The organism is Anaerobacillus sp. 63XJN7_5_ISO-PGPR-S23-430 (genome assembly GCF_056173695.1).
The window spans coordinates 2,233,502-2,246,210 of sequence record NZ_CM149686.1 but is presented as its reverse complement, the minus strand read 5'-3'; the positions used below and the strand labels follow the sequence as shown (position 1 = coordinate 2,246,210).

The 12,709-nt window shown below is 39.4% G+C and carries 12 protein-coding genes and 1 riboswitch; of the genes, 3 read left to right on the top strand and 9 right to left on the bottom strand.

The window, feature by feature from the left end; all coding sequences use genetic code 11:
* Positions 1–60: 60 nt before the first annotated feature.
* The 5 genes from AC0VYJ_RS11890 to AC0VYJ_RS11870 form a co-directional block, all read right to left on the bottom strand.
* Positions 61–636: a YdhK family protein gene (locus tag AC0VYJ_RS11890; protein ID WP_283154193.1), complete on the bottom strand. Its 576-nt coding sequence runs from the start codon at positions 634–636 to the stop codon at positions 61–63.
* Between the two features lie 158 nt (positions 637–794).
* Positions 795–1,718: a UDP-N-acetylmuramate dehydrogenase gene (murB, locus tag AC0VYJ_RS11885; protein ID WP_194221750.1), complete on the bottom strand. Its 924-nt coding sequence runs from the start codon at positions 1,716–1,718 to the stop codon at positions 795–797.
* Positions 1,719–2,158: 440 nt separating this feature from the next.
* On the bottom strand, positions 2,159–3,208 hold the full coding sequence (locus AC0VYJ_RS11880; RefSeq protein ID WP_475365257.1) for a homocysteine S-methyltransferase family protein: 1,050 nt from the start codon (positions 3,206–3,208) through the stop codon (positions 2,159–2,161).
* A 79-nt stretch (positions 3,209–3,287) separates the two neighbouring features.
* A riboswitch (SAM riboswitch) is annotated at positions 3,288–3,397 on the bottom strand.
* Between the two features lie 92 nt (positions 3,398–3,489).
* Positions 3,490–4,479, bottom strand: coding sequence for a DUF3895 domain-containing protein (locus AC0VYJ_RS11875; protein ID WP_475365256.1), 990 nt, complete (start codon positions 4,477–4,479; stop codon positions 3,490–3,492).
* 121 nt (positions 4,480–4,600) lie between these two features.
* On the bottom strand, positions 4,601–6,634 hold the full coding sequence (locus tag AC0VYJ_RS11870; protein WP_283154196.1) for a bifunctional 2',3'-cyclic-nucleotide 2'-phosphodiesterase/3'-nucleotidase: 2,034 nt from the start codon (positions 6,632–6,634) through the stop codon (positions 4,601–4,603).
* A gap of 264 nt (positions 6,635–6,898) precedes the next feature.
* Here AC0VYJ_RS11870 and AC0VYJ_RS11865 point away from each other — a divergent pair, with 264 nt between their 5' ends.
* Together AC0VYJ_RS11865 and AC0VYJ_RS11860 are read left to right on the top strand one after the other, a co-directional pair.
* The gene (locus tag AC0VYJ_RS11865; protein ID WP_475365255.1) at positions 6,899–7,336 is read left to right on the top strand and encodes a hypothetical protein; all 438 of its coding nucleotides are present in this window, start codon (positions 6,899–6,901) and stop codon (positions 7,334–7,336) included.
* 213 nt (positions 7,337–7,549) lie between these two features.
* The gene (locus tag AC0VYJ_RS11860; RefSeq protein ID WP_475365254.1) at positions 7,550–8,044 is read left to right on the top strand and encodes an S-Ena type endospore appendage; all 495 of its coding nucleotides are present in this window, start codon (positions 7,550–7,552) and stop codon (positions 8,042–8,044) included.
* A gap of 19 nt (positions 8,045–8,063) precedes the next feature.
* Here AC0VYJ_RS11860 and AC0VYJ_RS11855 read toward each other — a convergent pair whose 3' ends face one another.
* The 4 genes from AC0VYJ_RS11855 to AC0VYJ_RS11840 all read right to left on the bottom strand — a co-directional run bounded on the left by AC0VYJ_RS11855 (position 8,064) and on the right by AC0VYJ_RS11840 (position 10,842).
* Positions 8,064–8,444, bottom strand: coding sequence for a hypothetical protein (locus AC0VYJ_RS11855; protein WP_475365253.1), 381 nt, complete (start codon positions 8,442–8,444; stop codon positions 8,064–8,066).
* 136 nt (positions 8,445–8,580) lie between these two features.
* Positions 8,581–9,648 carry a dual-specificity RNA methyltransferase RlmN gene (rlmN, locus tag AC0VYJ_RS11850; RefSeq protein WP_475365252.1) on the bottom strand — a complete coding sequence of 356 codons (1,068 nt, stop codon included), beginning with the start codon at positions 9,646–9,648 and terminating at the stop codon, positions 8,581–8,583.
* A 220-nt stretch (positions 9,649–9,868) separates the two neighbouring features.
* The gene (locus AC0VYJ_RS11845; protein ID WP_430245365.1) at positions 9,869–10,471 is read right to left on the bottom strand and encodes a CPBP family intramembrane glutamic endopeptidase; all 603 of its coding nucleotides are present in this window, start codon (positions 10,469–10,471) and stop codon (positions 9,869–9,871) included.
* 140 nt (positions 10,472–10,611) lie between these two features.
* Entirely contained in the window at positions 10,612–10,842 is a 231-nt protein-coding gene (locus tag AC0VYJ_RS11840) for a hypothetical protein (protein ID WP_194221742.1), read from the bottom strand.
* Between the two features lie 170 nt (positions 10,843–11,012).
* On the opposite strand from AC0VYJ_RS11840, the gene AC0VYJ_RS11835 reads away from it, so the two are divergent.
* A complete protein-coding gene (locus tag AC0VYJ_RS11835; protein ID WP_475365251.1) occupies positions 11,013–12,650 on the top strand; it encodes an L-lactate permease in 1,638 nt (545 codons plus the stop codon).
* Positions 12,651–12,709: the final 59 nt, after the last annotated feature.

The window sequence follows — 12,709 nt, the reverse complement described above, 5'->3', positions numbered from 1 at the left end:
ATATTAGTGAACCTCTTTAAAATAACCCGAACCTAACCAGTTCGGGTTATGAAGGGTCAATTATTCAGTTAGGGTTAATTCGTCTTCCGTTACCCATTTATGATTCGTTACTTTTTCGCCACCAGTTGTTGGTGTGTAGTCGATCATATATACGGTAGTTTCTGTAGCGGATTCGACCGTTGCAATCGCACCTTCCATTCCTTCCATATGAGAAGCCATTAATGTTACTTCAGTTCCTGATGGAAGTGGAGCTTCATCTGGATCTTCCAGTTCTTCATGAATGACCCATTTATGATTTTCTACGGGTTCTCCGCCATCTTCAGGGGTGTAAGTTACAACATAAGCTGTCGTATCATATGCCCCCACAATAGTTGCTTCTGCACCTTCCATTCCTTTCATATGGTTCGCTTCAATGATCGCCGTGCTACCTTCTGGATAAGTCGGATCTTCAGACTTTTGTAGCTCTTCAGGTACCTCAGCAGAGCCTGAATGATTCATCCCTTCCATATTACTTTCAGAGTTTGCCTCTGTGTTATTAGAGTTTTCATTTACTTGTTCATTGTTGTTTGCACAAGCAGCAAGAATGAGCGCCATTGATAATGTTATTACACCAATCAATTGAGTTTTACTTTTCATGATAGTCCTCCTCTAGTCTTTGGAATTGTATGCCAATATCTACTTTATCCGTAAAGTATGCACTTATTGTGCAGATTTCATTTGTTCACAGATTTATCGAATATCGGTGAAAGAACACTAAAAGGCCGCTCTTTCTGTAAGAGCGGCTGTCATGTGAATTATGGTTTTTCAGGTGGTTCCCCTATGACGCGAACTTCACGTTCAAGATCGACATCAAACTTTTCTTTTACTGTTTGCTGCACATGATGAATCACGTCCAGATAGTCAGTCGCTGTCGCATTATCGATATTTACAATAAAGCCAGCATGCTTTTTGGAGACTTCAGCTCCACCGATTCGTGTACCCTGAAGCTGTGAGTCCTGAATGAGCTTACCAGCAAAAAGGCCAGGAGGACGTTTAAACACACTGCCACATGAAGGGTATTCTAGCGGTTGCTTTGTTTCACGTTTTTCCGTTAAGTCATCCATGATTGCTTTAATATCCTCATACTCTCCAACTTTAAGCTTGAAAGTAGCTTCAAGGACAAGAAGACCATTTTCTTCTACATTACTATGACGGTAAGATAAATCAAGTTCATCAGCTGTCAATTTAACGAGCTTTCCTTCCTTTGTTACAGCAAGAACGCTTTCGAGACAATCCGCGATTTCTCCACCGTATGCTCCTGCGTTCATATAAACAGCTCCGCCGACAGATCCTGGGATTCCGCATGCGAATTCGAGCCCACTTAGTTTGCTGTCACGAGCAAATTCAGAAGCATCAATAATACGTGCACCAGCTTGAGCAATAACTTTTTCTTCTTCTTTTTGAATGGCTTTTAGTGACGAAAGATTCAGGACAATTCCTCTAATGCCTCCATCTTGAATAATAACATTAGAGCCTTTTCCTAAAATGGTTAATGGATAGTTAGATTGATAGGCGTACTCAACTGCTGCTCGTGCGTCCTCTAGCGTGTTAGGAAACACAAGGACATCCGCACATCCACCCATTCTTGTATACGTATGTGCATTTAATGGCTCATTTATCTTCAGTTCCGCACTGGGTAAAATGGAGCGGAGTTCATTTAATACATTTTGATTATTCATAGGCTACCTCGCTTATAAAACAGTTCGTTTTCATTGTGGTTTGAGTTCAATAATGTTTCATGGACATATTCAAACACATTTAAAATAATAACACAACTACTTGATAAATATGATGTTTTTCATAAAAGAAGCCTTTAATTCGAAAAGAATGTTACTTGGAAAGCAACTTATATAGCGGAAAAATCAATCTCAGACTTCGTGATTGGAAAAATGCTGTTATCCTATCAAATGCATAAATCATTGTATTCGTTACTCTTCTACAGATACTGTTACTAATCATCGCCAACGTTATCAAAAATAATCAGCTTATAGAAAAAATGTAGTAGATATAATATCCTATGTAAAAATGTATTTTAATACTGTAGTACAGGTGTACAGATAGGGTTTTTGGTAAAAAAACAACAACCGGAGAAATTAAGTTCTCCGGTTGTTGTTATGAATTAAGCTTTTGTTCGATAAGCCGTATTGTTATCTTTCAATGTCTCATCAGTTCCAAATAAAAAGTGCTTTTCCATATTTGGAGAATATACCGAGTTTACAGTTGTTCTGCCAACTGTTTCAGCCACCTCTCGCAGCATACTTGGAGAAGCCCCGCAACAGAGTCCGAAGTAATTGACGCCAACCTGCTTTGCTTTCTTAGCCCATTCCGCTAGTTCATAGCGATTGCAATAAAGCGGGTCTAAAGAGGTTGGAAAGGTCGTCTCTGTTGGCAATGTACACGCACAGCCACCGTCTGGTAAGTTAAAGAATGTTGGGTGTTCTTCTGTTGTACGATAAGGGATTGGAAGAGCACCAACATAGCCGTTAACAGACTGTCTAATTTTTTCAATGTAAGGCTGCATTGTGGCAGGTCCTCTAAAACAATTCATGCCAACAACTAGTGCACCTTGCTCTTCTAATAAACGGCAAGCTTCCTCAACGGTATAGCCGTCCCTTAAAATGTTCTCACTCATAAGTCCGAGTGTAATTACAGCTTGAAGATCCTGCTTTTGAATCTCTTCTAGCGCTATTTTTGCTTCTTCATAGAAGTAGAAGGTTTCGCCGTTGATGAAATCTACGCCTTCTTCTTTGCTCCATTTCACCATTTCAGCAAAAATTGACCGAATTTGTTCCTTACTTTCCTCATCTTCAGGATCAAATAAGTTTGTATTTGAAATGTTTCCAGCAACTAGCGCTTCTTCTTCAGGGTGTTCCTTCGCGACTTCTTTAGCCAGGCGGATGGCTTGTCTATTGAGCGGTTCTAACAAATCTTCTTTTCCAATAATCCTCATTTTCTCTCGATGACCATTATACGTAAAAGCAAGTACGACATCTGAACCTGCAAGCATATAATCACGATACGTTTGTTTTAGCGCTTCAGGGTTGTCTAGGGCAACTTCGGGTACGAATGATCCTGCTTGTAAATAACCACGACGCTCTAGTTCAAATAGATAACCTTCCCCGCAAATAACTGGACCATCTTGCAATCGTTCTTCAAGTGTTCTTTTCATGTGTAACAGCTCCTTTTCTGGATAAAATAAAAAACCCTCTTCTTAAACAATAAGAAGAGGGTTTGCTAACATAATCCTCCTCTTATCTTCCAGGTGATATCACCTGTAGGATTTGGCACCAGCTTCAACTGTAGTTGAAAGGTTGCCGGGCATCATAGGGCCTATTCCCTCCGCCGCTCTTGATAAGAGTGTTGATTTAATTTTTGAACATGTGTGAAATTATAGACCGGTTAACTGGAAATGTCAATCACTTATCTGATAATTACGAAATGTTAGGATAATCACTTGCTTTTCAATCGATAGATGCGATCTTCACGCCCTATCGGCTCGACTGACATTGATCCAGATGCAACAAATGAATCGAGGTAGGTACAAACAGCATAATAAATTTTTGGTTTCTTTGTGGAGTATCTCTTGTCTTGTACCTTTCCTTCCTTAATCAAAAGCTCACAAATCATCAGAGCACTTTCCATACCTTGCTGAATATAAGAGTCTACCTCTTCCTGTGTTGTAAATGAAAGGTCCCCTACAAAATAGGTTTCCTTAGGTTTCTCGCTTGTCTTTTCTTGTAAAGGTTCTTGAACATCTTCCGCGAACAAATCAAAAGCGCCTTGTAATTCCTCTTCTGGTTTCGGTTCTTCCTGGTTGCTTTTCGGGTTGACTACTTGTTCTACAGTGTTGCTTCCTCTTTGAAGAGCTTCTTTTTCTTCACGATAAGATCTGATTAAACTGTTTAGCCTTTTTTCTTGTAGATCTAGTAATGGAAGATTTAATGAAAGTGGCTGTTCAATGTCTAGTGGAAGGTTCAATCCTTCAGGAATGTCGTATGTAGGATAGCCGTTCTGTCTTTTCAACAGTAGCTCATCCAACTCATAATCTATTTCCATAAATCCCTTCACAACTTCTCTCACAATGGAAGCGGGTAATCCGGTATGCTCTTCGAAATGATTTATCCCGAAACGCCGTGTTTCTCCTGTTTTTGCATGTCGAACAACATACTGATACCGTAAAGAGCGACCGCACTCACATTTTAAATCATCTGAAACGAAGCCCGCATCGATGTAATCTTCTAGTATCCAATCATCAAGCAGCATCCTGATTTCTTCATCCGTTGCCCCACTTGGAATCATCCGCCCTTTACTTCTAGCAATTACATTCGCAAAAGCCGTTTTTTTACCGCGTTTAAGAAAATTCATTACATACGTTTGTTGCTCAATTGTCAGATCTGAAAAAAGCTCATCTCTTTGGGTGCTTGTCAGGCTTTGTGTCATATAAATCCCTTTCTGTACGATAGTAATGCCATTATATCAGTAAATATTCCAATATTGTTTGCATCGGATAAATTCTTAAAATAAGAAACGCCAATTCTGATGAATTGGCGTGAATTCGTTCTTAACGATGGCGGCCGTGCTCGCTCTTATGATTATGATGATGCTTTTCTTTTTTCTGTTTCGTTAAGTCGAGTGTATATTTAGCGAAACCATTTTCTGTTTCATCAACAAAATGAATCGTTTTAATGCTTTCCGCATAGGTTTTGGCTTGTAACGAGGATTCAAAAGTGACGTTCAGTTTCTTCTTATTAACTGTGTGAAATGACCAGTTCTGATCAGCTGTTGGATTAATTGTTTTGTTTTCAAGAATATAGTCAATTAAAATTTGTCTATTTTCATCAGGGGAATCAATAACAATATTAGAACCATCTAAGTGCGGAAAGTGCCCTCCGCCTGTCGCTCTGTAATTATTTGTAGCAACGATAAAGGACATGTCTTTCGTTACCTTTTCTCCGTTGTATTTTAGCGATTTAATTCGATTAGCATCAGCATTTACTACACTCCCACTCATATCATATTTCGCAGATTCTGTAACATCGATTTGATAGGTAACGCCATCAATAACATCGTAGTTATAAGAAGGAAAATCAGGATTAATTAAAGGCTGTTCCTGTTTATCTTTTTTGTTGATTACATTAAATTGGCCTGCTGACATTTCAAGCCAATCCTTCAGTTCGTCACCATTTAACAGAACCGCTTTCAGTGTATTGGGATAAACGTAAAGATCAGCTGTGTTTTTAATCGCGATGTCCCCAGCAGGAATATCTGTATAGTAGGACGAACCTCCTCGACCACCCGCTTTAAATGGAGCCCCAGCGGATAGGACTGGAATACCTTCATATTCGGTACCTTGAATATTGTTTTCTACATACCATTTTTGTGCATTGGTTACAATCTGGATGGACGGATCATCATTAACGAGCGCAAAGTAACTGTTAATGGGAGCTGTTGTTTCACCGACAGCTGTTCGCACATAATCAATTGTCGCTTCATGATCCTCTTTCACTGCATTGACGATATCAATGTCTGCTTCAACAAGTGGTGTTTTCGTTACTTTATCATAGATTGGACGAGCTTCAGATTTGGAATCCTTCACTGACCATTCCCCGTTATCTTCCGTTAAAGATAGGTCGATTACCCCTAGGTGATCTCCCCAGTAACCTGGCTCGACGGAAGCGACTCCATTAATGGTTCCTTTTGTATTATCCACTCCATCAACTCCTTGAAAGGTGTTATCTCCAGGGAATACTTTGTGGGCATGTCCAAATAAAATGGCATCGATGCCTTCCACTTCGCTTAAGTAGTAAACGGCATTCTCGTCATTTCCCTGTGGTGCTGCCTTCTCAAAGCCAGAATGAGGTATGGCGACAATAATATCGGCCCCTTTTGCCTTCATTTCTGGCACGTATTTATTAGCTGTTGCAACAATATCCTTTACGATCACATTCCCTTCAAGATTAGCCTTATCCCACTGCATCACCTGTGGTGGAACGAATCCGATCACGCCTACTTTCAGTTGATGTTCCGTTCCTGAGTCATCTTTCACGGATTTATCAAGAATTTGATAAGGAGTGAAATAGTTTTGATCATTTGATGGATCATCATCGTGGTCATCTACATACACGTTCGCATTTATGTATGGGAAGTTTGCGCCGGCTAGGCTTGTCTGAAGGAAATCGAGACCAAAATTAAATTCGTGATTTCCAATGTTCCCTGCATCATAATTCAGAAGGTTCATGGCTTTGTATACAGGGTGAGTTTCCCCTTTCTTTAGAGGGTTGATTTTTGCAACGTAGTCACCAAGCGGATTTCCCTGTAGTAAATCGCCGTTATCGAATAATAAACTGTTCTCAACTTCACCACGAGCTTTGTTAATTAATGTGGCTGTTTTGGCGAGTCCAAACTCATTCGTAAGCTGATCCTTATAATAATCATAATTTACGATATTCGTATGAATATCAGTCGTTTCCATGAGGCGTAGGTGAACATTCGCATTTGAGGCTTCTGCTTGAGCTGGAGTTTGAACAATAGGTACGGCAATTAAACCGATTGATAGCGCAGCAATAAGTGTTTTACGAAACTTGTTGTTATTCATATGTATTCCCCCTTAAGTATTGAAGCATTTTACCCAATATTAGTTTACCTACAATTGTTAATAAATGTTTGGAATTCAAATAAAAAGTTTGAAAATAGTAGAAAATGCTTCAGGAGACACGGGTGAATGGACCTAATTAAACATTTTTTCAAGTTTAATCAACTTAATTCGTAAAACTTGGACATCCGTTTATACATGTACATATCCTGGGACATACATTGAGGATGTAAAGAAAAAATAAAAATCTTCAGGAGGAAATACTTTATGTGTAATTCAAGTTCATCTTCATCATTTTGCTGTCCTGCCCCTTGTTCCACTCCGAACTTCTTTGGTAACAACCCAACGTTAATGGCTATTAAAAGATGTCTTCCAATTCGTACTATATGTCAAGATGAGGCAGCACCAGTTCCAGTTGATCTGTTAGTTGCTCCAATAGGCACTCCAGCACCTTCACTAGCTAGTGGATTTTTATCAATTATAAACACTAGTTCAGTAGCAAATGATTGCGTTATGACTCTTATTGTAACGGACGATACTGGCGCTGCAACGGAGTATACGATTGATGCACAATCTTCTTTAGTATTAGAACTAACGAACGTAACGTTGATTCAAATTCAGTGTACTTCAGCTGCACCTCCAACTCCAGATGTTTTTTGTACAGCTACTGTTGAAATGGATCTTCAATATACTGCAGGACTATAATATATTGCACTCAATGAAGTCTCACGATGGAGAGTGCTTTTTTATTTCGTTAATTTCGTTTAAAAATGAACAACGTAAGCTAAATTGGCTATTTCAATAAAAAGGAATAATGATTTCTGTCATACTTATTTTTAGATGGACTTGGACGCTTATCTATACAAAACAAATGTCCATGCATTTACTATATAAAAGGAAGTTTAAGGATGTGCTCTTATGTCAAGAAGTAAATCGTTGTTTAAAGAAGATCACCCCTTATGTGAAAAGCGTCGCCCCCATCAATCAAAGGGAGAGCTGGTGGAAGAAAATATCTGTGGTGTCTTTCGAATTGATCCACTTCTCAACCCTTATGCCCCAATATGGGAGGCGGTTGGAGATATAGGACCAGTATCAGGAACTCTATCAATTTATTACGATGGTGGGGTTTGTGAGGAAGTCGAGGTATTAATAGATCACTGTCATGAACCCGCATTTTATGTGCCAGAGGGGAATACGAGAACGAGAACATATCAACAACTGTGTCAAGTAACGATTGTTGCAAGAGATCGTCGAAAAGAAACCGGTTCTATTCACCACTCCCATGGACATAAGAAGCACTCCGTCTGTACGGGACGCTATTGTCTAACTATTTATTACCATGTAAATGGATATAAAAAGAAGTCACATAAGAAACAAGACTGTGTGAACAAAGAGTGTCATGGAGGGTGCTGATCTATTCTATCAGCCCTTTCTATTTTCTTTCAGGCATAAACGATAAAGATCCTCTCGCCCCCACGACAATCCTTTTTGAAATGATTTGACCGTTCTCTTCTTCAAAAATGAGATACAATTTATCATCATCAATTTCTGCATTGAGATAGGTAGCAGATGGATAGAGCTCTTTTAAGCTTTCCTCATGATAAACCTTCACAAGATCACCATTTTGATCATAAACGTCCAATCTTGATAATTGATCGTTCGTCATGATGACGTGAAGATAATTGTAACCAGATCTTACGCTTGCTTCCTCACCACTTAATTCAAAAGGTGGATTTGAGCGGTTATAATCGGAAGAAATACCTGAAGTAATCCATAAAAAGAGAAAACAAAGGACAATAATAAATCCTTTCATAATTCATCTCCCATATATAAACATCTATTTTCTAAAAATAAACGTTTTTGTTTACAGTGTATGCTTCCCCCGTTTGAGAGTGTGTCACCTACTATACATAAAAAAGACGCACCGTTAAAGGTGCGTCTTAATTGAATTATTTACCTGCATTTTCAAGTTTCTTTACTTGTTTACTGCGAAGCTGACCGCATGCAGCATCGATATCTGTTCCGTTCTCATGACGGATCACACAGTTAATACCGTTTTTCTTAAGCGTATCATAGAACGCAAGAATCGATTCTTTTTCACTATGCTGATAAGAGTGGTCATCAACTGGATTGTATGGAATCAAGTTTACGTAAGAAAGATGACGTTTGTCAGCGAGAAGATTCGCAAGTTGTTTCGCTTCTTCTACGTGATCATTGACGTCTCTCAACATAATATACTCAAACGTAATTCTGCGGTTGGTTTTCTCAAGATAGTAATCAATCGCAGGCATTAATTTTCCAAGTGGATAAGCCTTATTGATTTTCATAATCTTCGTACGCAGCTCATCATTAGGAGCATGTAGAGAAATCGCAAGGTTCACCTGAAGATCTTCATTGGCAAAGTCGTAAATTTGCTTCGCAAGACCACTTGTTGAAACCGTAATGTGGCGCGCGCCAATACAAAGTCCTTTTTGAGAATTAACGATGTGAAGGAAGTCCATCATATTATCATAGTTATCGAAAGGTTCACCGATTCCCATAATAACAATATGGCTTACGCGTTCTTCTTTCGCCTTTTCATCAAGTGCGTGTTGCACGTTCATGATTTGCTCAACAATCTCACCGCTTGTAAGGTCACGGCTCTTCTTAAGAAGTCCACTTGCACAGAAAGAACAACCGATATTACACCCTACTTGTGTCGTTACACAGACAGATTGACCGTAATGGAAACGCATGAGTACCGTTTCAATAACGTTCCCGTCTTGTAATTTGAACAAGAACTTGATCGTACCGTCAGAAGATTCTTGCTTGATTTCTTGCGTTAATGTCTGGATCGCAAAGTTTTCTTCCAAAAGTTTGATACAGTCTTTGTTTACGTTATTCATTTGAGAAAATTCTTTAACACGCTTTTTATAGAGCCAATCCCATACTTGGGAGGCACGGAATTTTTTGTGACCACGTTCTAGCAACCATTCAGTTAGCTGATCAAACGTTAATCCGTATATAGATTCTTTCATTTATAACCCTCTTTTCAATTCTTAGCCATTCAGTCTAATATTACTAGAAGTATAACCAAGTCGCAACCGCTTAGTCCAGAATAGTGAAGTGCATTATTTAAAATAGCGTATGTTTTCAAGAAGCTTCGCTCGTTTACCTATTAGACTGTAACATATAGTGACTACGTTTATAAAACAAAGAAAGACTTCTCCCTTCTGGAAAAGTCTTTAATCGTGTTACTTACAGTAATGGAATAATAACTAAAATGAGTAAATCAAAGAGGATATGTGATAATAATGGCACCCAGAAGTTCTTTGTTTTTTCATAAAGCCATCCCCAGGCCATCCCACCTCCGATTGCAGCTAGTACTAATAAATATGCATCGGAATAAAGATGAGCCGTCGCATATAAAATGGTCGCTATAAGGATGGTGTCTCCCTCTTTGTACTTCTTTAACTGTTGCTGAATATATCCTCGCCAGTAGATTTCTTCTCCAGGAATGACGATCAGAACAAGACTAATGAAATGCCAGGCTTTTACGGGTTGGACCACATCATAAAACCGCTCCATCTCTTCGAATAAAGAGGGATAAACCCACTTGATTCCCTCTATCCCTACATAGGAAAGTATATATAGAAATAAGGCACTAATGACGATATAAAGCCAATGTTTGAACGTGATTTTTTTGAACTTAAGTGCGCCTGTTTTAACACTTAAGAAAATTAAGATGGCTAGTGTTACTGTAAAAACAGGCCAAAATGTTCCTGGGAACCGAACAAAGCTTAAAAAAAGCAGAATATGAGCTAATATAAGTGTGCTAAGGATTATGATTTTCTGATTCATATTTTCATCACCCTATCTTGTTGCCTCTTTTTAACATCCTACCCTGAATGTATCGAACGCATGTTAAATTGAACAGCTTGAATATGTAATGATGTGCTAAAAGGAAAAAGCTAACGAAATATGCTTCGTTAGCTTTTAGGCTATTTGCTTTGCGATTTGCACTTTTCTTGAATGACAGCAAGAGCACTTTCTTTGTCAGGCTGATCACTCTGATGCCAGCGGATTTTTCTTCCGAATTCATCTGCCTTTGCATAAGCATAGATTTTGCCTTCGTATTCCGCCACGCTAATTTCCCAGTAATACGTCACCTCTGCTCCAGTAGGCTGAGTGACTTCAACTGGATAGAAAAAATAATCTACCTTTTTTAGCATATTAGCAGCTCCTTCATTATTGCTTCACAGTTATTTTACCAGATTTTTTATTGTTAGGTTTAATGGTTTACTAGAAGAGTGACTTTTATCACATATGGGGAACTGTATTTCGTATATGCTTATATGTGAAAGATGTCACATATAAGCATATACAAGAAAAGGTGATGAAAATGAATGGACTTCAACTTTTTACAGCATTGACTCCTATTTTAGCGGTGTTTATCTTACTTGTTCTTTTGCGTTTACCTGCAACGAAAGCTATGCCGGGAAGTTTACTCCTCACCGCATTAATGGCCTATACGATATGGAAAATACCAAAGATACAAATGACAGCAGCATTCATTGAAGGATTAATCATAGCTTTGTCGATTATTTGGATTGTATTCGGAGCGATTTTATTATTAAACACGCTACGAAATAGCGGAGCGATTGACGCGATTCGCACGGGATTTATGGGAATATCCATGGATCGAAGGGTACAGCTAATTATTATCGCCTGGTTATTTGGGGCATTTATTGAAGGAGCAGCGGGATTTGGAACACCAGCAGCCATTGGAGCACCACTCCTTGTAGCATTAGGCTTTCCTCCTCTTGCCGCAGTTGCGATGGCCCTTATTGCTGACAGCAGCCCAGTTTCTTTTGGCGCCGTTGGAACACCAATTATCGTCGGTGTAGATCAAGGACTCCGACAGGGTTCAGCTGTCGCGGATCAAGTAACAGCTTCCATTGGACAGCAATCGATGCCTGAATATTTGCAGGCAGTCACTCAAAGTGCTGTTATGATTGATCTTTTCGTAGGTACTTTTATCCCGCTTATTTTAGTCATGATGTTAACACGTTTTTTTGGTGAAAACCATTCTTGGAAGGAAGGTCTTTCTTTATGGAAGTTCGCTATATTTGCCGGACTCAGCTTCACACTGCCGGCTTTTATCGTAGCAACCTTATTGGGCCCGGAATTCCCGTCTATTATTGGAGGTCTCGTGGGACTTTCGATTGTCGTCCCTGCAGCCAAAAGGGGTTTTCTCCTTCCTAATGAGCCGTGGGATTTTAAAAAGACAAACGAACCTAATGTAAACACTCAAATGACCCTACCTTTGTGGCTGGCCTGGATTCCCTATTTACTTGTTGCGTTATTATTAGTGCTAACGCGTTTGGACCTCCTTCCGGTAAAGGGATGGCTAAGATCAGTTAAAGTTGGCTGGAACCAAATTCTTGGTACAGAAATCAGCACTTCCTTTGAACCATTATATTTACCTGGCACCATCTTCATTGTGGTAATAGTGATAACAGTATTTCTCCATAAAATGAGCGGAACGGCTGTCCAGAAAACGGTACTGGATTCATTGAAAACGATGATTGGGACTGTCGTAGCACTTGGGACAGCTGTTCCGATGGTTCGGATTTTTATTAACTCTGGAATTAATGGTGCTGATCTCATGAGTATGCCAATGGAGCTAGCGACACTTGTTGCAAATGCCGTAGGGGATGCGTGGCCACTTGTTGCCCCGTTTATCGGTGCTCTCGGTTCATTCATTTCTGGTAGTGCGACATTTAGCAACATGATGTTTTCACTTTTTCAATTTAGCGTAGCGGATCAGCTTCAAATGAATGAACAGCTCGTTCTCTCACTTCAAGTACTTGGAGCAAACGCGGGAAATATGATTTGTGTATTAAACGTTGTTGCAGCTGCTTCTGTTGTTGGCATGGTTGGAAAAGAAGGAACCATTATCCGAATGACACTTGGTCCTATGTTGTTCTATGCTATTGCAACAGGAGTGATTGGATGGATTACAATTATGCTGCTTTAAGTCTCACTAAAGAACAGCGCCTTCTCAATTAATAGAGATGGCGCTGTTTCTTTGGTAGT